A 23,886-nucleotide genomic window follows, 5' to 3' on the forward strand; every position below is an offset into this window, starting at 1 on the left:
TCAAAACCTTTTTATTTTTAGAAGAGAAATGATTTAGTTTCCTCCATCACCAGCTACTGTTGTATCCGTAGAAGGAGTCACTGCCGGTTGGTATTGTGTAATTGCTTCTGAGCTTACAGTAGTTTCTGGAACATAGGAAGGTTCATAATATCCTCCACCAGTATCCTGGCTCGATTCTACTGAAGCTTCACCACTTTCTGATGAAACAGTTCCACTAGCTTCGTCTCCATCTAATAAAACAGCACTCGTTTTAAGCTTGCGCAAAGGCGATAAACCAAGACTTTTACGCAGTATATTCTGCATCTTCAACAGGTGTTCTGAAGTAACAATTTGGTAACTTCCGCCATCGGCAAGGGTAGCATCTTCACCTTTCAACTGTTCCATACGAATGTTCTTCAAGGCATCTCGATAGCCCATCAACTGCATCAAACTATCCGTATCCAAGGAGATATTGGTCTGCATATTATCACTAACCGCTTCAATAATTCCTTGATAATTGCTCAGACCATCCAAAGTCAATATTTTCTTGATGATCTTTTCGATGACTTCTCGTTGACGTTTTTGACGACCATAGTCTCCTTCTGGATCTTGATAACGCATCCGTGAGTATACTAACGCTTGTTCTCCGTCAATTTCTTGACGACCAGGTGGAATTTTAGCTGTATATTCTGGTTCGTTTTCTTCAATCGAAATATCGAAATCAAATGGATTGTTTACCGTTATTCCGCCGACCTTATCAACCAGTTGGACTAGGCCTTTCATATTGATCATCGCATAACGGTCAATATGAATATTCATCAAATCTTGGATGGTTTCAATGGCCAACTCGGCCCCACCTTGAGCATAAGCTGCGTTCAGCTTAGCTTGAACCGTTTCTCCATCCTGCGTAATATTGGTTAAGATATCCCGTTCCAAACTCATAATCGTTGTCTCACTCGTTTGTGGATTCACCGTCACCAGGATCATGGTATCACTGTTTCCTACCCACTGATCCTCTCGTGAGCCTGATCCAGTATCGACCCCCATGAGCAAGATGGTCATTGGTTTGTTTTCTGCAATGACATTGTTTTCACCGCCGATTCCTTTATAGGTCTTACTCAACGCATTTGTCGACTGATTAAGGATGGTCAGCCCGTACGCCCCAATCCCAATCGTCGTTACTGCTAACAAACTAAAAAACATTAATAGAATTTTTTTAATCATTGATTCTGTCCATCTATCAGTTTGCCCATTAGGTAAACATCCAGATATTCCCCTTCCTTGTATACGCCTCTCTTTCGGAGGCCTTCAATTTCAAATCCTAGCGTTTGATAAAGATGGATAGCCCGTTCATTTCGAACTTGGACACTGAGTTCTAACTTCCGAAGGAGGTTGGTCCCTTCTGCCCATGCGATTCCTTCTTCTAGAAGAAGGCGACCTAAGCCTTTATTCCAGTATGCCTTCCGAATAACAATAAAGAGATCTCCAATATGACGCAAAGCCTTGTTTTGATCCGCGACAATATTTAAGACACCTACTAGATCCTCACCCAAGTATAACAAAAGACATAATTGATTGTCTGTTTGTGCTTGTTTTTTTGCATACATTTCCAACTCTTGCTTGGTCATCCCAAGTCCTTCTGAAGATAAGGTCGTAAAATCAGATTCAGTCGCTACATCTTTAAAAAAGTCGAGTAAAGACTGTGCATCCGACACTTCAGCCTCTTTCAAAAAGAGATCTAGTACCTGTTCCATCTTCAAGCTCCTACAGAAGTCAGAAATGACTCCCTTAATTGTTCTGCACGTTCCCCGACAGCTGACAAGCGTATCTCGCGTCCGTCACCATCCTTGAGCAATTCAACCTTTAAATATCCAGCAGGAAGACTGGTCTCTAGCAACTCTCCCCATTCAATGACGGTAACCCCTTCACCAAATAAAAAGTCATCCAAATCAATCGAATCTGGATCGTCCCCAATACGATAGACATCCAGGTGATACAAGGGCAAGCGGCCTTCATATTCTCTCACGATAGTATAAGTAGGACTTTTGATCATCTGGCGAATGTCCAAACCTTGAGCAAGGCCTTTTGTAAAGGTTGTTTTTCCTGCCCCCAAATCTCCAGTCAGAATCACTACATCCTGTTTTTCTAATCGTTGACCCAACTGTTTCCCAAGCGCAATCAACTCTTGTTCATTTTGACTTTTCATTCCACCATTATACCAAAAATAATTGATTCTTGCCCACAATTTTTCGTCAATCATCCTTCTAGCTCACTTGAAACAATAAAAAGAAGCTTGGACCATTTGTCCAAGCTTCTTTTTATTTCCATTCTAGTGCAAGGCCATACTGATAAAGTTCAGGATAAACAAAGCATCTAAAATCCAAATCATACTGTGAACCTCTTTGGCTTCACCTTTGACCAGTTTGGTTACTGTATAGGTAATAAAACCTGCTGCAATCCCATTTGTGATCGAATAGCTGAACCCCATAAAGATAGAGGTGAAGAAGGCTGGTACAGCTTCTGCCATATCATCCCAATGGATGTTTTTCAAGCTACTCAACATCATGATCCCAACGATGATCAAAATCGGTGCTGTCGCTGCTGTCGGTACAATAGCAAGAAGGGGACTAAAAATACTTGACACAGCAAAACAAAGGGCTACTACAAGGGCTGTCAAACCAGTCCGTCCACCAGCTCCAATTCCCGCAGCTGACTCAACATAAGTCGTCACATTCGAAGTACCTGCAATAGCACCAACAGATGTCGCTACAAGGTCTGAATAAAGGGCTTTATCCAATTTAGCGGATTGATGATTTTCACCATTTGTGGCAACAATACCAACTTTTTCACCAGTTCCAATCAAGGTACCAATCGTATCAAAGATATCTGTCAAGGAGAATGCCAAGATGGCCATCAAGGTTTCAGGAAGACGAGAAGTATTGGTAATCAAAGAACCTAATCCTTCTGAACCAAGTGCAGCTCCAAAAATTTTGCCAAGATCATTGACAGCTGCTCCAAGATGGGTACTACCAAAGTCAATCGTTGAAAGATCAACAATTCCAAACACAATACCGAGGATTGTTGTCGTAAGGATAGAAAGGATAATTCCTCCTTTAATGCCCTTGATGACAAAGAAAACAGTAATGGCTAAGCCAGCCAAGGCAAGGAGGACTGTCGGACTATTGAAACTAACAAGTCCTGGGACCGCTGCAGAATTTGCTGTAATCGCTGCATTCGCTTTGTCAGCCCCTTCTCCTGCCACCGTATAGGTATGCGGATCAATCGAAAACTTCAACAAGCCAGCATTTTTAATTCCAACATAGGCCAAGAAAATTCCGATACCAGCTGAAATAGCTGAACGCAAAGCATTTGGAATGGACTCAATAATCATTTTCCGAACATTGGTTAATGTGATAACCAATGAAATTAGTCCGCAAATAAAGACCATTCCCAAGGCTTCTTTCCAAGAATAGCCCATCCCAAATACCACTGTAAAGGTAAAGAAGGCATTCAAGCCCATTCCTGGTGCTTGGGCATAAGGCAGATTCGCGTAGAAAGCCATCATGAGAGTCCCGACGACTGACCCAATAATGGTTGCTAGAAATACTCCTTGAGCAGGCATTCCTGTTTGGGAGAGCATTTGAGGGTTTACAAATAAGATATAAGACATGGCAAAGAAGGTCGTTAAACCAGCTAATACCTCTGTACGAACCGTCGTTCCGTGTTCAGATAGTTTAAAAAACTTATCCATTTTTCTAATAAACTCCTTAAAAAAAATAAATCTGCTCGCGACTCAATCACGAACAATACTAATATCTTATCAAATATCATTCACTTTTACAAGAGATTCATCTGAACAATCTTTTCTGCCACATTATTTACCATTCGAAAGACTGAAATTTTCCTATTTATCTGGTATAATGGTAGCATTCTTCTTAAAATATGGCACTTCTATACTCCTTATTTAGAGTAAGAAAAACCATACAAATGAAAGGATTCTTCCTATGAATAAAAAACTAATTGCTGTCGATTTAGATGGCACCTTATTAAATTCTGAGAGCAAATTATCATCCTATACGATTGAAACCATCCGGAAAGTCAGTGAACAAGGCCACCAGGTCATTATTACAACTGGGCGTCCCTATCGAATGGCAGATCACATCTATAAGGAATTGGGATTGGAAAGTCCCATGATTAACTTTAACGGCGCTCTCACTCATATTCCAAATAAAAAATGGTCGAAAGAACTATCCATGACCCTTGATAAAAAATACCTCCTCGATATGGTCGAGAGAGAAAATGACATCCAGGCGGACTTTATTGCAGGAGAGTACCGAAATAAGTTTTATGTCACCCATACCTACCACCATACGATTGATCCCGCCTTATTTGGGGTTTCAAAAATCTCCTCCAAAACAAAATTCGAAGCCCGTAAAGTTACCGAAAACCCAAACGCTATCCTCTTTCAAACACGCGCTGAAGATAAGTATGCTTTAGCCGAAGAAATGCGTGATTACTACCATCACGAGCTAGAAATCAATAGCTGGGGTGGTCCCCTCAACATTCTTGAATGTGCTCCAAAAGGCGTCAATAAGGCCTTTGCCCTCAACTATCTCCTCGAGACTTACGGACTTAATCGGAAAGATCTGATTGCCTTTGGAGACGAACAAAACGATACAGACATGTTGGCTTTCGCAGGAACTGGTTATGCAATGAAAAACGCCAATCCTGTCCTCCTCCCCTATGCCGATAAACAAACCGAGTATACAAATGATCAGGACGGCGTTGCTCGTCAACTAGAAAAACTCTTCCTATAAATAAAGTGAATCGCTTGAATCACCTTTTACAAGAAAGGATTCAAGCTTTTTTGTTTTCTCAAACATACGAAACTTTATAGGGACTTTTTCTGAAAATAATTTAACCAATTAAGTTTATTTTCAGAAAATTTTTCTATGTAAACGCTTGCTAACTGATGGAGTTTGTGATAAAATTAACATAACAAAAATAAAAAAGGAGCCTAGCTCGTTTCATACGATAATGATTCAAGTGATGTTACTTCTCGTTTTATTACCGTCTCTAATTCAACTAAGCTCTTGAGGAGGAAAACTATGAAAGCTGTTGTTGTAAATCCAGAAGGTACTGGTGTTGAAATTGTTGCAAACAAGGAGATGCGCCCATTAGAAACAGGGGAAGCTCTTGTTCAAATCGAATACTGTGGTGTCTGCCACACGGACTTGCACGTTGCTCACGGAGACTTCGGTAAAGTTCCAGGCCGTGTTCTTGGACACGAAGGAATCGGGATTGTTAAAGAACTTGCTCCAGATGTGACAAGTTTAAAAGTTGGTGACCGTGTCAGTGTTGCTTGGTTCTTCGAAGGATGTGGCACTTGTGAATACTGTACAACTGGTCGCGAAACTCTTTGCCGTACTGTAAAAAATGCTGGTTACTCTGTTGATGGAGGAATGGCTGAACAATGTATCGTAACTGCAGACTACGCAGTAAAAGTACCAGAGGGATTAGATCCAGCCCAAGCTTCTTCTATTACCTGTGCCGGTGTTACAACCTACAAAGCTATCAAAGAAGCCAAAGCTGAACCAGGCCAATGGATCGTTATCTATGGAGCTGGTGGCTTGGGTAACTTAGCTGTTCAATATGCCAAGAAAGTCTTCAACGCTCATGTCATCGCTGTTGATATCAACAATGATAAACTCGAATTGGCTAAAGAAGTTGGGGCAGACTTTGTCATTAATGGTCGTGAAGTCGAAGATGTCCCAGGATTGATCAAAGAAAAAACAAATGGTGGAGCTCACTCTGCTGTCGTAACAGCCGTTTCTAAAGTAGCCTTCAACCAAGCAGTAGATTCAGTTCGTGCGGGTGGTCGCGTTGTTGCAGTCGGACTTCCTTCTGAAATGATGGAGCTCAGCATTGTGAAAACAGTATTAGATGGTATCCAAGTCATCGGTTCTCTTGTAGGAACTCGTAAAGACTTAGAAGAAGCTTTCCAATTTGGTGCAGAAGGTTTGGTAGTGCCAGTCGTTCAAAAACGTCCAGTAGAAGATGCTGTTAAGGTCTTTGACGAAATGGAAGCCGGAACCATTCAAGGACGTATGGTACTTGACTTCACTAACTAAATAAACGAACCTACAAGACTAGTCCAAGAGGGCTGGTCTTTGAATTTAGACAAACTATTGTTTTACATAAAATAGCTAGATGATTTTCTTAAATGACTTTTACGTTTTAGTCATTTAAGAAAAGGAAAAAACTTTCCGCTGTGGGAAAAGTGCTTGAAACACAATTGTTTCAGACACTCGGAATTATTGAGACCTTAGGCTCAATAATTAGTTATGGAACTTCGAAGAAGTTCGCTGACGTCCGTACTCACCTAAGGAAAGTTTTTCATAAGACTATGGCTTCAATCTGAGACCAACCCAATTGGGCTGGTCTTTTTCACTTTCTCATAAGCAGGGCCTACAAGGAGTTTCTATATCTTTATTTTACCCCTCAGAAGCTACTACTTATCTTTTCAGAAACTTCGAATCCCCTTCACTCCCATTTTGTCAAGGATTTCCAAAGGCTTTTCGAGTTCAGTCGTAAAAAACTCTGCTAGCACTCGAAGATAAATATTAACAAATTAATATATTAAAAACCTTCTTTTTCCTTTAATTTAGTACTGAAAAATTGACTTTATGATGAAAACGTTTTATAATAAATTAGCTTAAAGTTTTCTTAAACTGAAAGTCAAACAAATTTTATAAGGAGGAATGTCAATAATGAGTATTGGTATCATTATTGCTAGCCACGGTGAATTTGCAGCTGGAATCCACCAATCCGGCTCGATGATCTTTGGGGATCAAGAGAAAGTTCAAGTGGTTACGTTCATGCCAAGTGAAGGCCCAGATGATCTCTATGCTAAATTCAATGCTGCTGTTGCCGCATTTGATGCAGAAGATGAAATCTTGGTTTTGGCTGACCTTTGGAGTGGTTCTCCATTTAACCAAGCTAGTCGTGTCATGGGGGAAAATCCAGATCGTAAATTTGCGATCATCACTGGATTAAACCTTCCGATGTTGATTCAAGCTTATACAGAGCGTTTGATGGATGCAAATGCAGGCGTTGATCAAATCGCTGCAAACATCATCAAAGAATCTAAAGATGGAATCAAAGCTCTTCCAGAAGAATTGAATCCTGTCGAAGAAGCAAGCACTGCTTCAGCTGCTCCTGTTGCCCAAGCTGCTATTCCAGAGGGAACAGTGATTGGAGATGGCAAACTCAAAATCAACCTTGCTCGTCTCGATACTCGTCTCCTTCATGGACAAGTCGCTACTGCTTGGACTCCTGATTCAAAAGCAGATCGCATTATCGTTGCTTCAGACTCAGTTGCCAAAGATGAACTCCGTAAAGAGTTGATTAAGCAGGCGGCACCAAATGGTGTAAAAGCAAACGTAGTCCCAATTCAAAAATTGATCGACGTCGCAAAAGATCCACGCTTTGGTGAAACACATGCTTTGATCTTATTTGAAACACCTCAAGACGCTCTTCGTGCCATCGAAGGTGGTGTTCCGATTAAAACCTTGAACGTTGGTTCAATGGCCCACTCAACTGGTAAAACCATGGTTAACAATGTGTTGTCAATGGATAAAGAAGATGTGGCTACATTTGAAAAAATGCGTGATCTTGGAGTAGAATTTGATGTCCGTAAAGTGCCAAATGACTCTAAGAAAGATTTGTTTGACTTAATTAACAAAGCTAACGTTCAATAATCGATTACTTACGAAAGGATTTTAAACATGTCTATTATTTCTATGGTATTAGTGGTCGTTGTTGCCTTCTTAGCAGGTCTTGAAGGTATCCTTGACCAATTCCAATTCCACCAACCACTTGTTGCTTGTACCTTAATCGGTTTGGTAACAGGTAACTTGACTGCCGGTGTGATGCTTGGTGGTTCCCTTCAATTACTTGCACTTGGCTGGGCAAACATTGGAGCTGCCGTTGCACCCGATGCTGCTCTTGCATCTGTCGCTGCTGCGATTATCTTGGTTCTTGGTGGTGACTTTAGTTCTAAAGGAATCGCTGTGGCTCAAGGTGTGGCTATTCCACTTGCAGTCGCTGGTCTTTTCTTGACCATGATCGTCCGTACTCTCTCTGTTGGTTTGGTCCACACTGCCGATGCTGCTGCTAAAAAAGGTGATATCAAAGGGGTAGAACGCGCTCACTTTGTAGCTCTTCTTCTTCAAGGTCTTCGTATCGCTATTCCTGCAGCCCTCTTGTTGATGATCCCTGCTGAAACTGTTAAAGGTGCGCTTGAAGCGATGCCTGCTTGGTTGTCAGACGGTATGCAAATCGGTGGAGGTATGGTTGTAGCCGTTGGTTATGCTATGGTTATCAACATGATGGCAAGCCGTGAAGTTTGGCCATTCTTTGCCATTGGTTTTGCACTTGCTGCCGTCAGCGAATTAACTTTGATTGCTCTTGGAGCGATTGGTGTTGCCCTTGCCTTGATTTACCTTTCACTTTCTAAGAAAGGTGGCAACGGAGGTGGCGGAGTCGCTACTTCTAATGACCCAATCGGCGATATTCTCGAAGACTATTAAGAAAGGTGTGACACTATCATGACTGAAAAATTACAATTATCTAAATCAGATCGTCAAAAAGTTTGGTGGCGTTCAACCTTCTTGCAAGGTTCTTGGAACTACGAACGGATGCAAAACTTGGGTTGGGCTTACTCATTGATCCCAGCTATCAAAAAACTTTATACGAAGAAAGAAGACCAAGCGGCTGCTCTTGAGCGTCACATGGAGTTCTTCAACACTCACCCATACGTAGCTGCTCCAATCATCGGGGTAACTCTTGCCCTTGAAGAAGAAAAAGCAAATGGTGCTGCTATTGATGATGCCGCTATCCAAGGGGTTAAGATTGGTATGATGGGACCTTTGGCGGGTATCGGAGATCCTGTCTTCTGGTTTACAGTTCGTCCAATCCTTGGAGCACTTGGTGCATCTCTTGCCTTGACTGGTAATATCCTTGGCCCACTCATCTTCTTTATTGCATGGAATGCGATTCGTATGTCCTTCTTGTGGTACACCCAAGAACTTGGTTACAAAGCAGGTTCTGAAATTACCAAAGATATGTCTGGTGGGATCTTGCAAGACATCACTAAAGGAGCTTCTATCCTCGGGATGTTCATCCTTGCTGTCTTGGTAGAACGTTGGGTATCTATTAAATTCATCTTTAATGTTTCTTCTGTCAAATTAGACGACAAAGCTTATATCCACTGGGATAAACTTCCTGAAGGATACAAGGGTATCCAAGAAGCCTTCGCTCAAGTTGGTTCAGGTCTATCTCAAACACCTGAAAAAGTTACAACTTTCCAACAAAACTTGGATTCATTGATTCCTGGTTTGATGGGATTGCTTCTTACTTTCGCTTGTATGTGGTTGCTTAAGAAGAAAGTATCTCCAATCACTATCATCATCGCCCTCTTTGTAATCGGTGTCTTGGCACACGTTGCAGGCTTGATGTAAGCAAAGACCAAATAAAAAGAAGGTTTCGGCCTTCTTTTTATTATGGTATAATGAAATGAACATTGTTACAGGAGGATCACATGGCACAATCGCAGAATAAAACCGTTGAATTCCACACCACTGGTGTCTCTTATCTAGGTGTTGGAGGGAAGGTTGGAAAAATTTTAGTAGGGGATGTGGCTTTTGAATTTTATGCGGATGCAAATGTTGAAGACTACATCCAAATTCCCTGGCAGGATATCGAACAAATCGGAGCTAATGTATCCGGACGTAAAATTAGCCGCCATTTTGAAATCTATACCAAAGAATCAAAATTTCTCTTTGCTTCTAAAGACTCGGGAAAAATCTTGAAAATTGCACGAGAACATTTAGGAAATGATAAAATTGTCAAGCTACCGACCTTGATCCAAACCATCGTAGCTAAAATTAAAAATCTATTTGCAAAATAATTGCTTTTCTTGTATAATAAACGAAAACGGATAAGTAAATTAAGAAAATCTTTCAGAAAGTCTGCGGTTGCTGCGAGCAGATAGAAATCTTAATTGAATTCTACCGTTTAGTTAAAATACAATATCGAATCAAGTGCACACCTGTGAAGTTGGATGGAACCGTGGCTCTGCCACTCCAACACTCTGACAGGTGTGTTTTTTGTTAAAGGAGAAGCTATGTTAGATATTAAACGGATTCGTACAGACTTTGATGCAGTTGCTGAAAAATTAGCGACACGCGGTGTAGATGCTGCCATCTTGAACGAAATGAAAGAAATCGATGCCAAGCGTCGTGACATCTTGGTCAAAGTAGAAGGCCTCAAGGCTGAGCGTAACACCGTTTCTGCTGAAATCGCCCAAGCCAAACGCAACAAAGAAAATGCAGATGATAAGATTGCTGCCATGCAAACTCTTTCTGCAGAGGTCAAAGCCTTGGATGCAGAATTGGCAGAAATCGATGCGAAATTGACAGAATTTACCACTACTCTTCCAAACATCCCAGCTGACAGTGTTCCTATTGGAGCAGACGAAGACGATAACGTAGAAGTTCGCCGTTGGGGAACTCCTCGTGAGTTTGACTTTGAACCAAAAGCCCACTGGGATCTTGGCGAGGACTTAGACATCCTTGACTGGGAACGTGGTGGGAAAGTTACTGGTGCACGCTTCCTTTTCTATAAAGGCCTGGGAGCTCGTTTGGAACGTGCCATCTACAACTTTATGCTAGATGAGCACGGTAAGGAAGGCTATACGGAAGTCATCACCCCTTACATGGTCAACCATGACTCTATGTTTGGTACTGGGCAATATCCAAAATTTAAGGAAGATACTTTTGAACTCAGCGATACTAACTATGTCTTGATCCCAACTGCTGAAGTGCCTCTAACGAACTACTACCGTGATGAAATCATCGATGGCAAAGATTTGCCAATCTACTTTACTGCCATGAGCCCATCTTTCCGTTCAGAAGCTGGTTCTGCCGGTCGAGATACTCGTGGCTTGATCCGTTTACACCAATTCCATAAGGTTGAAATGGTCAAATTTGCCAAACCGGAAGAATCATACGAAGAATTGGAGAAAATGACAGCCAACGCTGAAAACATCCTTCAAAAACTAAACTTGCCATACCGTGTCGTTGCTCTTTCTACAGGAGATATGGGCTTCTCAGCTGCTAAGACTTATGACTTGGAAGTTTGGATTCCTGCTCAAAACACCTACCGTGAAATCTCAAGCTGTTCCAATACAGAAGATTTCCAAGCCCGTCGTGCGCAAATCCGTTACCGTGATGAAGCAGATGGTAAAGTGAAACTTCTTCATACCTTGAATGGTTCTGGATTGGCTGTTGGACGTACCGTCGCTGCTATTCTTGAAAACTATCAAAACGCAGATGGTTCTGTAACCATTCCAGAAGTCCTTCGTCCATACATGGGTGGAGCTGAAGTTATTGCACCAAAATAAGATAAGATAAGATAAAAAAACTGAGTCTTGCATCTGCAAGCCCAGTTTTTTTAATATTTACGAAAACGCTGGTAGCGTTGCTCTAGCAGATCTTCGAGAGACAAAGCTTGTAGTTCCTTCAATTCTGCTTGAATTTCCTTCTTCACTTGAGCTAGTAGTTCTCCATTTGAGAAACCATGCTCCGGAATCACCTTGTCCACAATATCCATATTTAACAACTCATGCGAAGTAATCTTCATCAACTCAGCAGCTTCCATGGCACGGCTTCCATCTTTCCAGAGAATAGAGGCAAATCCTTCTGGACTCAAGACGGCATAGATAGAGTTCTCCAACATCCAGACCTTGTCCGCTACAGCCAGAGCAAGGGCGCCACCTGAGCCTCCTTCTCCGATGATAATTGCAATAATCGGAACCTTTAAATCACTCATTTCCATGAGGTTACGCGCGATAGCCTCACCCTGTCCCCGTTCTTCAGCGCCAACACCCGGATAAGCACCCGCGGTATTGATGAAGGTTACTACTGGACGACCAAACTTCTCCGCCTGTTTCATCAGACGCAAAGCTTTTCGATAACCTTCAGGGTGGGGTTGACCAAAGTTTCTACTTAGGTTATCCTGAAGATTCTTTCCTTTTTGAATCCCGACAACCGTTACCGCTTGATCTCCAAGCCAACCAATTCCACCAATCACTGCACCGTCATCTCGGAAATTCCGATCTCCATGTAGTTCGATAAAGTTTTCAAAAATTCCATGAGCATAATCAAGAGCTGTCAAACGTCCTTGGTCACGAGCTTCTTTAATAATTTGTGTTATTCTTGTCATTACTTCCCTCCATGAAAGGCTAACAAGTCTGCGATTGTTGAACGCATATCACTACGCTGGACAATCACATCCACAAAGCCATGCTCCTGCAAAAATTCAGCCTTTTGGAAATTATCTGGCAACTGTTCCCGTACGGTAGACTCGATCACTCTTCGACCTGCAAATCCCACAAGGGCTTGACTCTCTGCAATGATAATATCTCCTTCCATTGCAAATGACGCCGTTACCCCTCCTGTTGTTGGGTCTGTTAGAACTGTCAGATAAAATAAGCCTGCTTTTGAGTGTCTTTGAACAGCTGCAGAGATTTTAGCCATCTGCATCAAACTGACGATTCCTTCTTGCATCCGAGCTCCACCAGAAGCGGTAAAGAGCACAACTGGGAGCTTTTCTTCTGTCGCCAATTCAAATAGACGCGTAATCTTTTCACCGACCACAGAGCCCATAGAAGCCATGATAAAATTGGAATCCATAATACCAAGAGCCACTTGATGGCCCCCGATCTTTGCAGTTCCTGTTAACACAGCCTCATCAAGCCCTGTTAATTCACGAACAGTCGCCAATTTCTTCTTGTAGTTTGGAAACTTAAGCGGGTCCTTGGTCTCAATACCCGTAAACAGTTCAATAAAGCTTCCTGGATCAATCGTCAATTGAAGCCGTTCTACAGCAGAAATACGGAAGGTATAGCCACACTTAGGACACAGACGTTCACTTCCTAGATCCTTTTGGTAAATGGTATGTTTACAGCCCGGACACTGAGAAAACAACTCATCTGGAACCTCTGGTTTCGGCTGAGGTGCTTCAATGGCCGACCGATTGGGATTAATTCGAATGTACTTATCTTTTTTAGAAAATAAAGCCATCAACTTCTCCTTACTTGGTAAAAGAACTTTGTAATTGTGCGCGTTCATTCCTTGTGAAAATGAATCTCACATTTACAAAGTTCAATGCTTATTGATTTTTCTGATAATTTGGTAAAAATTTTTCCATCAGAAAGGCGGTATCGTAATCACCAGCAATCACATTCGAATCTGAAATCAAATCCAATTGGAAATCACTGTTGGTCATTACACCGTCAATTTCCAACTCATAGAGGGCGCGTTGCATCTTCATCAAGGCATCGAAACGATTCTCTCCATGGACAATGATTTTGGCAATCATACTATCGTAGTAAGGTGGAATCGTATAGCCAGGATAGACTGCAGAATCCACGCGCAAGCCAACCCCTCCACTTGGAAGGTAGAGATTGGTGATCTTTCCTGGACTTGGTGCAAAGTTAAAGGCAGGATTTTCCGCATTGATCCGGCATTCAATGGCATGACCGGAAATTTGGATATCTTCTTGACGCACAGACAATTCTTGGCCTTCAGCAATCTTAATTTGCTCTTTCACGATATCAATTCCAGTGACAAATTCTGTCACGGGATGCTCAACTTGAACCCGAGTATTCATCTCCATGAAGTAAAATTCGCCTTTACCTTCATCGTAAAGAAACTCGATTGTCCCAGCATTTTCATAGCCAACAGATTCTGCCGCGCGGACAGCTGCAGATCCGATTTGGTCTCGAATTGTCTTACCGATTGCTACGGATGGAGATTCTTCGAGGACTTTTTGGTTGTTTCTTTGAAGGGAACAATCCCGTTCACCCAAATGAACCACATGTCCAAATTGGTCAGCCAAAATTTGAACCTCAATATGACGAGCTGGGTAGATGACGCGTTCAAGGTACATAGCTCCATTGCCAAAGGCCGCCTTAGCTTCTGTCGAAGCAGATTCAAAAGCTGGAACTAGGTCCTCTGCCCGTTCTACTTTACGGATACCTTTACCGCCACCTCCAGCTGACGCCTTCAGCATAACAGGATAGCCAATCCGATCAGCAACTTCCAAGGCTTCTTCAGCTGTATGAACTTCACCATCTGATCCTGGAATCACAGGTACGCCTGCTTTGATCATTTGTGCTCGGGCATTAATTTTATCACCCATCATATCCATAACAGATCCTGATGGTCCAATAAACTTAATCCCTACTTCTTCACACATGGTGGCAAACTTCGAATTTTCACTCAAAAATCCAAATCCTGGGTGAATCGCTTCTGATCCAGTCAAAACTGCTGCAGATAAAACAGCATTCATGTTCAAATAAGACTCGGTTGACTTGGCAGGCCCAATACAAACTGCTTCATCCGCTAGTAAGGTATGCAAGGCTTCTTTATCAGCCGTTGAATAGACAGCGACTGTTTCAATTCCTAATTCACGAGCAGCTCGAATAATCCGGACCGCAATTTCACCACGATTCGCGATTAAAATTTTTCGGAACATAGAAACCTCCCTAGTTACCAATTGCAAATGTTAGGGTCCCGCTAGCAGCTAATTTCCCATCGACTTCCGCTTTTGCTTCCACGACCGCAATCGAACCACGACGCTTGACAAAGGTAGCCGTCATCACGAGCTGATCTCCCGGAACGACTTGTTTTTTAAATTTAACCTTATCCATTCCAGCGTAAAAGACTAATTTCCCTTTATTTTCTGGTTTGGATAATTCTAAGACACCGGCAGTTTGTGCCAAGGCTTCCATAATGAGGACACCTGGCATTACTGGGTAGCTTGGAAAGTGCCCATTAAAGAAGGGCTCATTGATCGTCACATTCTTAATGGCTACAATCGTATCCTCACTTGTTTCAAGGACGCGATCCACCAACAACATCGGATAGCGATGCGGAAGAGCCTCTTTAATAGCTTGAATATCGATCATTTAATCCGTACCAATCCTTTCCCAAACTCGACCATTTCTTCATTTGAAACAAGGATTTCAGTGACGATTCCATCTCTTGGCGCAGGAACTTCATTCATGACTTTCATTGCTTCAATAATCAATAAAGTTTGGCCTTTTGAAACGCTATCTCCAACCTGAACAAAAGCTGGTTTATCTGGACCTGAAGCTAAATAAGCTACACCGACAAGAGGACTTTCAACTACTTCCCCTTCTGCTGCTACTGTTGGAGCAACTTCTGGAGCTGACGGAGCAGCTGGTTCTTCTGCGAGAACAACAGGGCTTTCAACAGCGGGCGCCACTTCCTGAACTACAGGAGCTGGCGTAGCAGGTTGCGAGCTAGCTACACTGCCAGTATTTTTACTAAATGATAGCACATCCGTTGCATTTTGATAGCTAAATTCACGAAGACTGGATTGGTCAAATTGACTCATTAGGTCTTTAATTTCTTGAATATTCACTTTATCCCTCCCAACGTTTAAAGGCTAAGACAGCATTGTGTCCTCCAAATCCAAATGTATTGGAAATAGCATAGGAAATCGGACGTTCTTGCCCTTCACCAAAGATGACATTGGCTTCAATATAATCTGATAACTCTTGTGTTCCAGCAGTTTTTGGAACATATTGATGGCGAATTGCTTCAATTGTCGCAATAGCTTCAACTGCCCCTGTTGCTCCCAAGAGGTGACCTGTAAATGATTTTGTAGAAGATACTGGAACTTCTGTACCAAATACAGAAACGATTGCACCACTTTCTCCTTTTTCATTTGCTGGAGTAGAGGTTCCATGGGCGTTGACATAATCAACTTGAGCTGGTTCAATTTCTGCCTCATCCAAAGCCAACTTCATTGCCTTGATAGCACCTTGACCTTCTGGATGTGGAGAAGTCATATGGTAAGCATCACAGGTATTACCGTAGCCCACCACTTCAGCAAGAATGGTTGCACCACGTTTTTCAGCGTGTTCCAAACTTTCAAGTACCAACATACCTGATCCTTCACCCATTACAAATCCATTCCGATCTTTATCAAATGGAATAGAAGCACGAGTTGGATCTTCTGTTGTTGAAAGAGCTGTTAGGGCTTGGAAACCGGCAATTGCAAATGGCGTAATAGAAGCTTCTGAACCACCTACCAACATCAAATCTTGGAAACCAAATTTAATGGCACGGAAAGCATCCCCAATCGCATCATTGGAAGAGGCACAAGCAGTATTGATCGATTTACAAATTCCATTAGCTCCAAAACGCATAGCAACATTACCAGATGCCATATTTGGCAGAGCTTTTGGAAGGGTCATTGGTTTGACACGTTTTGGCCCTTTTTCATGCAAGCGAATCACTTGATCTTCGATTTCTTTGATACCACCGATACCAGAAGCAACAATGACACCAAAACGATCTTTATCAATAGCTTCTACATCTAAACCTGCATGATTCACAGCTTCTTGAGCGGCATACAAAGCATATAATGAGTAGTTGTCAAAGCGGTTTGTATCTTTTTTGATAAAGTATTTATCAAATGGGAAATCTTGGATTTCAGCTGCATTATGAACAGCAAAGTCACTGTGGTCAAATTTTGTAATCGGACCAATTCCAATTTTTCCTTCTTTTAAGCTATTCCAAAATTCTTCTGGAGTGTTTCCGATTGGAGATGTCAAGCCATAGCCTGTTACAACAACACGATTTAATTTCATTTCAAAACCTACCTCTTTTTATTGCATGGTTAAGCCACCATCAATTGCGATGACTTGCCCTGTTAGATATTCTTGAGTCGCAAGAAAGACTGCAACATCTGCTACTTCTTCTGTATTTCCAAATCGTTTCATTGGAATTTGAGCGAGAGACATTTCTTTAATTTTTTCCGGAAGTCCTTCTGTCATATCAGACTCAATGAAGCCCGGCGCAATGACATTGACTCGGACATTTCTACCAGCTACTTCACGCGCTACCGATTTAGAAAAACCAATCAAACCAGCTTTTGAGGCTGCATAGTTAGCTTGTCCAACATTTCCGGTTAGACCGACAACACTCGACATGTTAATGATAGCACCTTCACGCGCCTTGGTCATCGGCTTTAAGACTGATTGTGTCATATTAAAAGCACCAGTCAAATTCACCTTCAAGACTTGCTCAAAATCTTCTTCCGTCAATTTTAACATGAGCTTATCATTGGTAATCCCAGCATTGTTAACAAGGATGTCTACTGAGCCAAGTGCTTCAATCGCTTCCGCGACCATTCGTTTCGCTTCCGTAGCTTGGGATACATCCCCAGTAACGCCAACTACCTTCACACCGTATGAGGCAAATTCATCCACTAGACCTGCAGGGAGCTCTCCACGACTATTTAAGACAATGTTGGCACCTTTTGACGCAAATTTATGTGCAATAGCCAATCCAATGCCTCGACTTGAGCCAGTAACAAATACATTTTTATTCTTCAGTTCCATAGTCACCTCATCTTATTCGTTCAGTAAGGCATCAAGGCTTGCTTGATCCTCAACATTTTTCGTTGGAAGAGTTTTATCAATTTTTTTCAAGAAACCAGTCAAGACCTTACCTGGACCAATTTCAATCACTTCATCTACTCCAAACTCTTGAATCGTTGCAATCGAATCATAGAAACGAACAGGCTCCATCACCTGGCGAGCTAATAAAGCTTTGATTTCGTCTGATTTCATGATCTTTGCTTCTGTATTCCCAACCAAAGGCAAGCTAAAGTCCTTAAAAGTAACTTTTTCAAGTTCAGTCGCTAGTTTTTCACTAGCAGAAGCAAGTAAGGCCGTATGGAAAGGACCAGAGACATTTAGAGGAATCAACCGTTTTGCCCCTGCTTCTTGTAAGAGTTCAACTGCATAATCCACAGCTTCAACCTCTCCACCAATCACAATTTGGGCAGGAGTATTGTAGTTAGCTGGTGTTACAACTCCCTTTTCAGAAGCCTGTTGACAGATTTCTTCAATCAAGGCAGGATCAGTATTCATGACAGCTACCATCTTCCCGCTTCCAGCAGGCGCAGCTGTTTCCATAAATTCACCCCGCTTGGCTACCAAAGCGACTGCTTCTTCAAAAGAAAGAGCACCTGCAGCAACCAAAGCAGAATATTCTCCTAGAGAAAGACCGGCAACAATATCCGGTGTCATGCCCTTTTCTGCTAATAGACGATAAATAGCTACTGAAGTTGTCAAAATAGCCGGTTGGGTAAAGCGTGTTTGATTGAGCTTGTCTTCATCAGAATCAATCAATTCTCGTAAATCATAGCCCAAAATCTGACTTGCAGTATCAAATGTCTCCTTAACAATCGGATAAGTTGCATACAAGTCACTAGCCATCCCCAATTTTTGGGCACCTTGACCAGCAAATAAGAAAGCACGTTTTGTCACTGTCCTCTTCCTTTCCTTTACTTGTTAGAATTTGACATCTGCCCAGCGAGCTGCTTCTTTCTGAATGACTTTAGCAGCTCCAAAATAGATATCTTCCAAGATTTCAGCACAGGTTTCTTCTTTACCTACGAGACCTGCAATTTGTCCTGCCATCACAGATCCGTTATCAACGTCTCCGTCCACAACAGCATTGCGAAGAGCACCTGCTCCTAATTCTTCAATTTCTTCTTGAGTCTTCTTACCTGCCAAGAAATCTTTTTCCGCTTGGTTATAGGCAGAAGCCAATTTATTCTTAATCGCACGAACTGGATGGCCAACAACTGACGCAGACACTACTGTATCAATGTCTTTAGCTTTCAAGATTTTATTCTTAAAGTTTTGGTGAGCATTTGATTCTTTAGCTACGACAAATCGTGTTCCCACTTGAACAGCAGCTGCTCCAAGCATGAAGACTGCAGCTGCTCCAGCACCATCAGCCACACCACCAGCACCAATAACGGGAATAGAAACAGCTTCGACCACTTGACGAACCAGGGTCATGGTAGTCAATTTACCAATATGCCCACCTGCTTCCATTCCTTCAGCAATCACAGCATCCGCACCTAGTTTTTCCATCCGTTTTGCTAAAGCTACTGAAGGTACAACTGGAATAACGGTAATGCCAGCTTCGTGGAAACGATCCATATATTTCCCAGGATTCCCTGCACCAGTGGTAACAACTTTAACCCCTTCTTCGATAACCAAGTCAACAATGTCATCTGCAAAAGGAGAGAGGAGCATGATATTCACTCCAAAAGGTTTGTCAGTAATGGATTTGACACGATCAATATTCGCTTTGACAACTTCTTTAGGTGCATTTCCTCCACCGATGATCCCAAGACCACCTGCATTGGATACAGCTCCAGCAAGATCTCCATCTGCTACCCAAGCCATACCACCTTGGAAAATTGGATATTTAATGTTTAATAATTCTGTAATTCGTGTTTGCATAGTACCTTCCTCATTTTCGCTTAAGTAATAGTTTGAAAGCGGTTCTTTGCTTTGAGCGTCAAACTATTACCTAAACAAGAGAGAATATCTTTCGATACTCTCATCCATTATTATTTAGTTTTTTCTTCTACGTAAGCAACAAGGTCACCTACAGTAGACAATCCTTCTTCAGTTTCAATTTGAATGTCGAATGCATCTTCAATTTCTGAAATCACTTGGAACAAATCCAATGAATCAGCTTCAAGATCTTCAAAAGTAGACTCAAGTGTTACTTCTGATGGTTCTTTACCAAGTTCTTCAACGATAATTTCTTGTACTTTTTCAAATACTGCCATGATTGGCCTCCTTAAAATAATAAAAAATTTTTAAAATGTGTTACCACATGTTTAACTAGATTGTAACAAGAAGTGAGCCCCATGTCAAACCTCCACCAAATCCAGACAGAAGAATTGTTTGACTTCCATCCAATTTGATCAGTCCTTGGTCGACACACTCCGATAATAAAATTGGAATACTTGCGGCACTCGTGTTACCATATTCCATCATGTTTGCAGGAAGTTTTTCCCGATCAACCCCGATTTTCTTAGCCATTTTATCTAAGATACGGTCATTTGCTTGGTGCAGAAGAAAAAAATCAATCTCTTCAACAGGCACTGGAGCATCTGCTAACGTATTTTTAATACTCTTAGCCACATCCCGAATGGCAAAATCAAAGACTGCTCTCCCATCCATTGACAAATATTTTTTATCTTCTTCCTTATCAGAATATGGTGAAGATAAACCAACAGATGATGATTGAAGAACTTCTCCACGGGAACCGTCTGAAAACAGACTTTCTGCTAAAAAAGTTTGTTGCTCGGAAGCTTCCAATAAAACACCGCCAGCACCATCCCCAAACAAGACTGCTGTTGTCCGATCTTCCCAATCGATCACTTTCGATAAGGTTTCACTTCCGATAACGATTCCTCGTTTGTACTGGCCAGAGCGAATATACTTTTCAGCAGTCGCAAGCGCAAATACAAATCCACTACAAGCAGCGGTCAAATCAAAAACAAAGGCTTTAGAGGCACCAATTTTAGCTTGAACACGAGCAGCTGTAGATGGCATCATGGAATCCGGTGAAATCGTAGCAACAAAGATAAAATCCAACTGATCCGCTTGTAAACCACTTTTTTCAAGCAAGCGACGAGCCACTTCCGTAGCTAAATCGCTGGTTGATTCTGATTGAGAAATATGACGCTTCCGAATTCCTGTCCGACTAGCAATCCACTCATCACTGGTATCCATCCGTTCAGAAAGATCCTGATTGGAAATCACTTGGATTGGCGCATAATGGGCTGCCTGACTAATTTTTGCAAAAGTCATTATTTCAAATCCTCCAAGAAACGATAAAGGTTCTGCAACCCTTTTTGCATCACTTTCCGTTCATCTGGAGACATCCCATCTATAATCTGATTAACCATCCGCTTGTGAAATTGTTGGTGAAGCCGATACAAGAGTTTTCCTCTTTTGGTCAAACTCAAATGGACAACCCGACGATCAACTTCAGATCTGGTTCGTTCAATATAACCTTTTCGTTCAAGGTTATTTAAACTGGTTGTGACTGTACCTAACGTTACCATTAACGAACGCGAAATATCACTTGGAGTTGCGTTTGGTGTTGAGCCGATGACATCTATTGTGTGCATTTCCTTAATAGAAACATCATTAAATCGACTGCTACGTAAACTAGTTTCTTCGATGACTAAAACGTTGTTAAAAATGGATGTAAGGTAATCATTGACTAGTTGAAAATTCAAAAACCACACCCCCTATTCATTACTTTGATAATCGAATTTTATCAAAATTCAAAGCAAATAGCAAGTCTCAACAACAAAAACATAAAAATTTTACGTTTTTATTTTCCTATAAATTTTGGACGTCGACGCTCTGAATAGGCAATAACTCCCTCTTTAAAGTCTTCTTTTAAAGATAGATTTCTTTGCAATCTCAACTCAATTTCAGCATAGCGATCCCAATCAGTCAGCATGCTAGACCAGGCCAACTCTTTAATCGCAGCAAAAGAATTGTCTGAGCTACGTCTTAACTTCATGAGAAGTTGGTTAACAGTCTTGTCTAATTTATCTACTTCAGAAACCTTATACACAACGCCATATTCCAGAGCCTTTTCAGCACCTAATGGTTCACCGGTCATCGCTAACTGAGTTGCTCTACTCAAACCAATGGCTCTTCCTAAAAGGAAAAGACCACCAGCATCAGGAGCTAAACCTACTCCAACAAAGGCTTGAATAAACTTGGATTTATCAGAAGCAATACAAAAATCTGCTGCTACTGCCATATTAGCAGTTGCTCCTGCAACCGCACCATCTGCTACCATAATCACAGGTTTTGGAAGTTGCTTCATTTTTTTAGAGATTTGATTAACCAATTCCGCAATTTGCGTTAACGAATCGATATCATCGGCATCGACAGCCCGCTTCATCTCTGCTAAATCACCACCAACCGAAAAAACCTTACCGACTGCTTTAAATAGAATAAAACGAATATCTGGATTCTTCTCAGCTAATTCTAATGCTTCAAGGATTTCCTGACACATTGGAATGTTAAAACCATTTGAAACCTCAGGTCTATTTAAAATAATAGATGCGAGATCCTCTTCAACAGAATATATAATCGTTTCGAACACCATAAGCCACCTCTTTACTAATTAGCTGTTCAAATTGTTTGATAGTTGAACTTATTTATTTTTATATTATTTTAGCACAACTACTTTGAGAAGTAAATTACATTTTCATAACAAAGTGTCTCAGCCGAAAGACTTGCTTGATAGCAGTGCTGTTTTAGATTGTAACCAAGCTCTATCTTTGGTATAATTTAAAGAAAGTTGTGTAAAGGAGTCCACATGAAAGTAGTTAAATTTGGTGGTAGTTCATTAGCATCTGCTACCCAGTTAGAAAAAGTATTCAATATCGTTAAAGAAGATGAAGCCCGTCAATACGTGGTCGTTTCTGCTCCAGGGAAACGCAATGCGGAGGACACAAAAGTCACAGATGCCCTCATCAAGTATTTTAAAGAATATACCAACGGAAAAGATACGAACCAAAGTCAAGAATGGATTATCAATCGCTATCGATCTATTACAGAGGAGTTAGACTTAGACGAGGAAATTATCGAAGAGATTGCTAGAGATATCAAATCCCTTGCAACACTTCCCAAGTCTGACAACACTTTCTTATATGATACCTTCTTAGCAGCTGGAGAAAACAACAATGCGAAACTCATCGCAGCTTACTTTGTAAAAAAGGGGTTAGAAGCAAAATATATCCATCCAAAAGATGCAGGTATCTTTGTAACAAGTGAACCTTGCAATGCCCGCATTCTTCCTTCTAGTTACGATAAGATTGAAGAACTGAGAAACCATAATGAAATTTTAGTGATCCCTGGATTCTTTGGAATTACTAAAGAAGGCCAAGTCTGTACTTTTTCAAGAGGTGGTTCTGATATTACAGGATCAATTATCGCAGCGGGAGTTAAAGCAGATCTCTACGAGAACTTTACAGACGTCGATGGTATTTTTGCAGCTCACCCAGGCATTATCAAACAGCCACATTCTATTCCTGAGTTAACCTATAAGGAGATGCGGGAATTAGCCTATGCTGGCTTTAGTGTCCTCCATGATGAAGCACTGGTACCAGCCTATCGTGGAAAGATTCCAATGGTGATCAAGAACACCAACAATCCAAAACATCCAGGTACGAAGATTGTGCTGAACCATACCGATGAAAATGTTAAAGTTGTTGGAATTGCAGGAGATTCTGGATTTGTCAGCATTAATACCACCAAATACCTAATGAATAGAGAAGTCGGATTTGGTAGAAAATTATTGCAAATTTTAGAAGATTTGAATATTAGTTGGGATCATATGCCAACAGGTATTGACGACTTATCAGTCATTCTTCGGTCAAAAGAATTGACTCCAATTAAAGAACAAGAAATTTTAAAACATCTAATCCAAGATTTACAAGTGGATTATGCCGAAATCGAACATGATCTTTCCATTATTATGATTGTCGGAGAGAATATGAAAAATCAAATTGGTGTAACGGCTACAGCCACAAAGGCTTTATCAGAAAATAACATTAATATCCAAATGATTTCGCAAGGATCCAGCGAAGTTTCCATCATGTTTGTAGTCAATCAAGAACAAGAAAAACAAGCTATTAAAGCTCTATACGATGTTTTCTTTAAATAAGAAAAAAGGTTCGAAAGAACCTTTTTTAATTTATTAATAAAAGAGAGAAATAAAAAAAACCCTTTCGGGTACTGACTCCGCCAGTAGGACTCGAACCTACGACATCATGATTAACAGTCATGCGCTACTACCAACTGAGCTATGGCGGAAAAAAAGCTAAGCGACTACCATATCTCACAGGGGGCAACCCCCAACTACTTCCGGCGTTCTAGGGCTTAACTTCTGTGTTCGG

The 23,886-nt window shown here is 41.4% G+C and carries 25 protein-coding genes and 1 tRNA gene; 8 read left to right on the plus strand and 18 right to left on the minus strand.

The window, feature by feature from the left end:
* Positions 1 to 33 precede the first annotated feature (33 nt).
* From EAI95_RS09765 to EAI95_RS09780, 4 genes are all read right to left on the minus strand, one after another.
* Positions 34 to 1,203: an LCP family protein gene (locus tag EAI95_RS09765; RefSeq protein WP_023022270.1), complete on the minus strand. Its 1,170-nt coding sequence runs from the start codon at positions 1,201 to 1,203 to the stop codon at positions 34 to 36.
* Positions 1,200 to 1,733 (minus strand): GNAT family protein, encoded by a 534-nt coding sequence (locus EAI95_RS09770; protein WP_023022268.1) that lies wholly within the window; start codon positions 1,731 to 1,733, stop codon positions 1,200 to 1,202. Before EAI95_RS09770 ends, EAI95_RS09765 begins: the two co-directional genes overlap by 4 nt.
* Before the next feature lie 2 nt (positions 1,734 to 1,735).
* Complete coding sequence (gene tsaE, locus EAI95_RS09775; protein ID WP_125375217.1) at positions 1,736 to 2,185, minus strand: tRNA (adenosine(37)-N6)-threonylcarbamoyltransferase complex ATPase subunit type 1 TsaE; 450 nt, start codon at positions 2,183 to 2,185, stop codon at positions 1,736 to 1,738.
* Positions 2,186 to 2,308: 123 nt separating this feature from the next.
* Positions 2,309 to 3,730, minus strand: a complete 1,422-nt coding sequence (locus EAI95_RS09780; RefSeq protein WP_006596891.1) for an NCS2 family permease — start codon at positions 3,728 to 3,730, stop codon at positions 2,309 to 2,311.
* A gap of 253 nt (positions 3,731 to 3,983) precedes the next feature.
* Between EAI95_RS09780 and EAI95_RS09785 the strand changes: the two genes are divergently transcribed.
* From EAI95_RS09785 to serS, 7 genes are all read left to right on the plus strand, one after another.
* On the plus strand, positions 3,984 to 4,796 hold the full coding sequence (locus EAI95_RS09785; RefSeq protein WP_129822869.1) for a Cof-type HAD-IIB family hydrolase: 813 nt from the start codon (positions 3,984 to 3,986) through the stop codon (positions 4,794 to 4,796).
* Between the two features lie 291 nt (positions 4,797 to 5,087).
* On the plus strand, positions 5,088 to 6,110 hold the full coding sequence (gene adhP, locus EAI95_RS09790; RefSeq protein ID WP_048715224.1) for an alcohol dehydrogenase AdhP: 1,023 nt from the start codon (positions 5,088 to 5,090) through the stop codon (positions 6,108 to 6,110).
* A gap of 639 nt (positions 6,111 to 6,749) precedes the next feature.
* Positions 6,750 to 7,739, plus strand: coding sequence for a PTS sugar transporter subunit IIB (locus EAI95_RS09795; RefSeq protein WP_120701222.1), 990 nt, complete (start codon positions 6,750 to 6,752; stop codon positions 7,737 to 7,739).
* Positions 7,740 to 7,766: 27 nt separating this feature from the next.
* Complete coding sequence (locus tag EAI95_RS09800; protein ID WP_023022258.1) at positions 7,767 to 8,570, plus strand: PTS mannose/fructose/sorbose transporter subunit IIC; 804 nt, start codon at positions 7,767 to 7,769, stop codon at positions 8,568 to 8,570.
* 18 nt (positions 8,571 to 8,588) lie between these two features.
* Positions 8,589 to 9,500 (plus strand): PTS system mannose/fructose/sorbose family transporter subunit IID, encoded by a 912-nt coding sequence (locus tag EAI95_RS09805; RefSeq protein WP_125336177.1) that lies wholly within the window; start codon positions 8,589 to 8,591, stop codon positions 9,498 to 9,500.
* Positions 9,501 to 9,580: 80 nt separating this feature from the next.
* A complete protein-coding gene (locus EAI95_RS09810; protein ID WP_129822871.1) occupies positions 9,581 to 9,949 on the plus strand; it encodes a DUF956 family protein in 369 nt (122 codons plus the stop codon).
* 216 nt (positions 9,950 to 10,165) lie between these two features.
* A complete protein-coding gene (gene serS, locus EAI95_RS09815; RefSeq protein ID WP_123160935.1) occupies positions 10,166 to 11,443 on the plus strand; it encodes a serine--tRNA ligase in 1,278 nt (425 codons plus the stop codon).
* A gap of 50 nt (positions 11,444 to 11,493) precedes the next feature.
* On the opposite strand, the gene EAI95_RS09820 is transcribed toward serS, so the two are convergent.
* From EAI95_RS09820 to EAI95_RS09880, 13 genes are all read right to left on the minus strand, one after another.
* Positions 11,494 to 12,264: an acetyl-CoA carboxylase carboxyl transferase subunit alpha gene (locus EAI95_RS09820; RefSeq protein ID WP_023022250.1), complete on the minus strand. Its 771-nt coding sequence runs from the start codon at positions 12,262 to 12,264 to the stop codon at positions 11,494 to 11,496.
* Entirely contained in the window at positions 12,264 to 13,124 is an 861-nt protein-coding gene (accD, locus tag EAI95_RS09825; protein ID WP_129822873.1) for an acetyl-CoA carboxylase, carboxyltransferase subunit beta, read from the minus strand. The genes EAI95_RS09820 and accD overlap by 1 nt, the downstream gene beginning before the upstream one ends.
* 88 nt (positions 13,125 to 13,212) lie before the next feature.
* Positions 13,213 to 14,580 carry an acetyl-CoA carboxylase biotin carboxylase subunit gene (locus tag EAI95_RS09830; protein ID WP_023027707.1) on the minus strand — a complete coding sequence of 456 codons (1,368 nt, stop codon included), beginning with the start codon at positions 14,578 to 14,580 and terminating at the stop codon, positions 13,213 to 13,215.
* 10 nt (positions 14,581 to 14,590) lie between these two features.
* Complete coding sequence (gene fabZ / locus EAI95_RS09835; RefSeq protein WP_006596902.1) at positions 14,591 to 15,013, minus strand: 3-hydroxyacyl-ACP dehydratase FabZ; 423 nt, start codon at positions 15,011 to 15,013, stop codon at positions 14,591 to 14,593.
* A complete protein-coding gene (accB, locus tag EAI95_RS09840; RefSeq protein WP_023027706.1) occupies positions 15,010 to 15,492 on the minus strand; it encodes an acetyl-CoA carboxylase biotin carboxyl carrier protein in 483 nt (160 codons plus the stop codon). Before accB ends, fabZ begins: the two co-directional genes overlap by 4 nt.
* A gap of 1 nt (position 15,493) precedes the next feature.
* The gene (gene fabF, locus EAI95_RS09845) at positions 15,494 to 16,726 is read right to left on the minus strand and encodes a beta-ketoacyl-ACP synthase II (protein WP_129822875.1); all 1,233 of its coding nucleotides are present in this window, start codon (positions 16,724 to 16,726) and stop codon (positions 15,494 to 15,496) included.
* Positions 16,727 to 16,744: 18 nt separating this feature from the next.
* Positions 16,745 to 17,479: a 3-oxoacyl-[acyl-carrier-protein] reductase gene (gene fabG / locus EAI95_RS09850; protein WP_006596905.1), complete on the minus strand. Its 735-nt coding sequence runs from the start codon at positions 17,477 to 17,479 to the stop codon at positions 16,745 to 16,747.
* Between the two features lie 12 nt (positions 17,480 to 17,491).
* Positions 17,492 to 18,412: an ACP S-malonyltransferase gene (gene fabD / locus EAI95_RS09855; protein ID WP_023027705.1), complete on the minus strand. Its 921-nt coding sequence runs from the start codon at positions 18,410 to 18,412 to the stop codon at positions 17,492 to 17,494.
* A 24-nt stretch (positions 18,413 to 18,436) separates the two neighbouring features.
* The gene (fabK, locus tag EAI95_RS09860; protein WP_023027704.1) at positions 18,437 to 19,402 is read right to left on the minus strand and encodes an enoyl-[acyl-carrier-protein] reductase FabK; all 966 of its coding nucleotides are present in this window, start codon (positions 19,400 to 19,402) and stop codon (positions 18,437 to 18,439) included.
* Positions 19,403 to 19,512: 110 nt separating this feature from the next.
* A complete protein-coding gene (locus EAI95_RS09865; RefSeq protein WP_003003892.1) occupies positions 19,513 to 19,737 on the minus strand; it encodes an acyl carrier protein in 225 nt (74 codons plus the stop codon).
* A gap of 55 nt (positions 19,738 to 19,792) precedes the next feature.
* Positions 19,793 to 20,767, minus strand: a complete 975-nt coding sequence (locus EAI95_RS09870) for a beta-ketoacyl-ACP synthase III (RefSeq protein WP_123160937.1) — start codon at positions 20,765 to 20,767, stop codon at positions 19,793 to 19,795.
* Positions 20,767 to 21,201, minus strand: a complete 435-nt coding sequence (locus EAI95_RS09875) for a MarR family transcriptional regulator (protein WP_042507432.1) — start codon at positions 21,199 to 21,201, stop codon at positions 20,767 to 20,769. Before EAI95_RS09875 ends, EAI95_RS09870 begins: the two co-directional genes overlap by 1 nt.
* 98 nt (positions 21,202 to 21,299) lie before the next feature.
* Positions 21,300 to 22,091 (minus strand): enoyl-CoA hydratase, encoded by a 792-nt coding sequence (locus EAI95_RS09880; RefSeq protein ID WP_129822877.1) that lies wholly within the window; start codon positions 22,089 to 22,091, stop codon positions 21,300 to 21,302.
* 213 nt (positions 22,092 to 22,304) lie between these two features.
* Here EAI95_RS09880 and EAI95_RS09885 point away from each other — a divergent pair, with 213 nt between their 5' ends.
* Positions 22,305 to 23,654, plus strand: coding sequence for an aspartate kinase (locus EAI95_RS09885; protein ID WP_129822879.1), 1,350 nt, complete (start codon positions 22,305 to 22,307; stop codon positions 23,652 to 23,654).
* 75 nt (positions 23,655 to 23,729) lie between these two features.
* Here EAI95_RS09885 and EAI95_RS09890 read toward each other — a convergent pair.
* Positions 23,730 to 23,803: transfer RNA gene (locus EAI95_RS09890), tRNA-Asn, on the minus strand.
* Positions 23,804 to 23,886 lie beyond the last annotated feature (83 nt).

Source organism: Streptococcus sp. bf_0095 (assembly GCF_004166885.1).
Lineage (GTDB): Bacteria > Bacillota > Bacilli > Lactobacillales > Streptococcaceae > Streptococcus.

Bases quoted from the DNA above. Each gene is read 5' to 3' on its own strand.
- serS (WP_123160935.1), top strand. From the start codon at position 10,166: ATGTTAGATATTAAACGGATTCGTACAGACTTTGATGCAGTTGCTGAA.
- adhP (WP_048715224.1), top strand. From the start codon at position 5,088: ATGAAAGCTGTTGTTGTAAATCCAGAAGGTACTGGTGTTGAAATTGTT.
- fabG (WP_006596905.1), bottom strand. From the start codon at position 17,479: ATGGAACTGAAGAATAAAAATGTATTTGTTACTGGCTCAAGTCGAGGC.
- EAI95_RS09805 (WP_125336177.1), top strand. From the start codon at position 8,589: ATGACTGAAAAATTACAATTATCTAAATCAGATCGTCAAAAAGTTTGG.
- fabZ (WP_006596902.1), bottom strand. From the start codon at position 15,013: ATGATCGATATTCAAGCTATTAAAGAGGCTCTTCCGCATCGCTATCCG.
- accD (WP_129822873.1), bottom strand. From the start codon at position 13,124: ATGGCTTTATTTTCTAAAAAAGATAAGTACATTCGAATTAATCCCAAT.
- EAI95_RS09865 (WP_003003892.1), bottom strand. From the start codon at position 19,737: ATGGCAGTATTTGAAAAAGTACAAGAAATTATCGTTGAAGAACTTGGT.
- EAI95_RS09880 (WP_129822877.1), bottom strand. From the start codon at position 22,091: ATGGTGTTCGAAACGATTATATATTCTGTTGAAGAGGATCTCGCATCT.
- fabK (WP_023027704.1), bottom strand. From the start codon at position 19,402: ATGCAAACACGAATTACAGAATTATTAAACATTAAATATCCAATTTTC.
- EAI95_RS09780 (WP_006596891.1), bottom strand. From the start codon at position 3,730: ATGGATAAGTTTTTTAAACTATCTGAACACGGAACGACGGTTCGTACA.
- EAI95_RS09820 (WP_023022250.1), bottom strand. From the start codon at position 12,264: ATGACAAGAATAACACAAATTATTAAAGAAGCTCGTGACCAAGGACGT.
- EAI95_RS09830 (WP_023027707.1), bottom strand. From the start codon at position 14,580: ATGTTCCGAAAAATTTTAATCGCGAATCGTGGTGAAATTGCGGTCCGG.
- EAI95_RS09785 (WP_129822869.1), top strand. From the start codon at position 3,984: ATGAATAAAAAACTAATTGCTGTCGATTTAGATGGCACCTTATTAAAT.
- EAI95_RS09795 (WP_120701222.1), top strand. From the start codon at position 6,750: ATGAGTATTGGTATCATTATTGCTAGCCACGGTGAATTTGCAGCTGGA.
- EAI95_RS09770 (WP_023022268.1), bottom strand. From the start codon at position 1,733: ATGGAACAGGTACTAGATCTCTTTTTGAAAGAGGCTGAAGTGTCGGAT.
- EAI95_RS09870 (WP_123160937.1), bottom strand. From the start codon at position 20,767: ATGACTTTTGCAAAAATTAGTCAGGCAGCCCATTATGCGCCAATCCAA.
- fabF (WP_129822875.1), bottom strand. From the start codon at position 16,726: ATGAAATTAAATCGTGTTGTTGTAACAGGCTATGGCTTGACATCTCCA.
- EAI95_RS09765 (WP_023022270.1), bottom strand. From the start codon at position 1,203: ATGATTAAAAAAATTCTATTAATGTTTTTTAGTTTGTTAGCAGTAACG.
- EAI95_RS09885 (WP_129822879.1), top strand. From the start codon at position 22,305: ATGAAAGTAGTTAAATTTGGTGGTAGTTCATTAGCATCTGCTACCCAG.
- tsaE (WP_125375217.1), bottom strand. From the start codon at position 2,185: ATGAAAAGTCAAAATGAACAAGAGTTGATTGCGCTTGGGAAACAGTTG.
- EAI95_RS09800 (WP_023022258.1), top strand. From the start codon at position 7,767: ATGTCTATTATTTCTATGGTATTAGTGGTCGTTGTTGCCTTCTTAGCA.
- EAI95_RS09810 (WP_129822871.1), top strand. From the start codon at position 9,581: ATGGCACAATCGCAGAATAAAACCGTTGAATTCCACACCACTGGTGTC.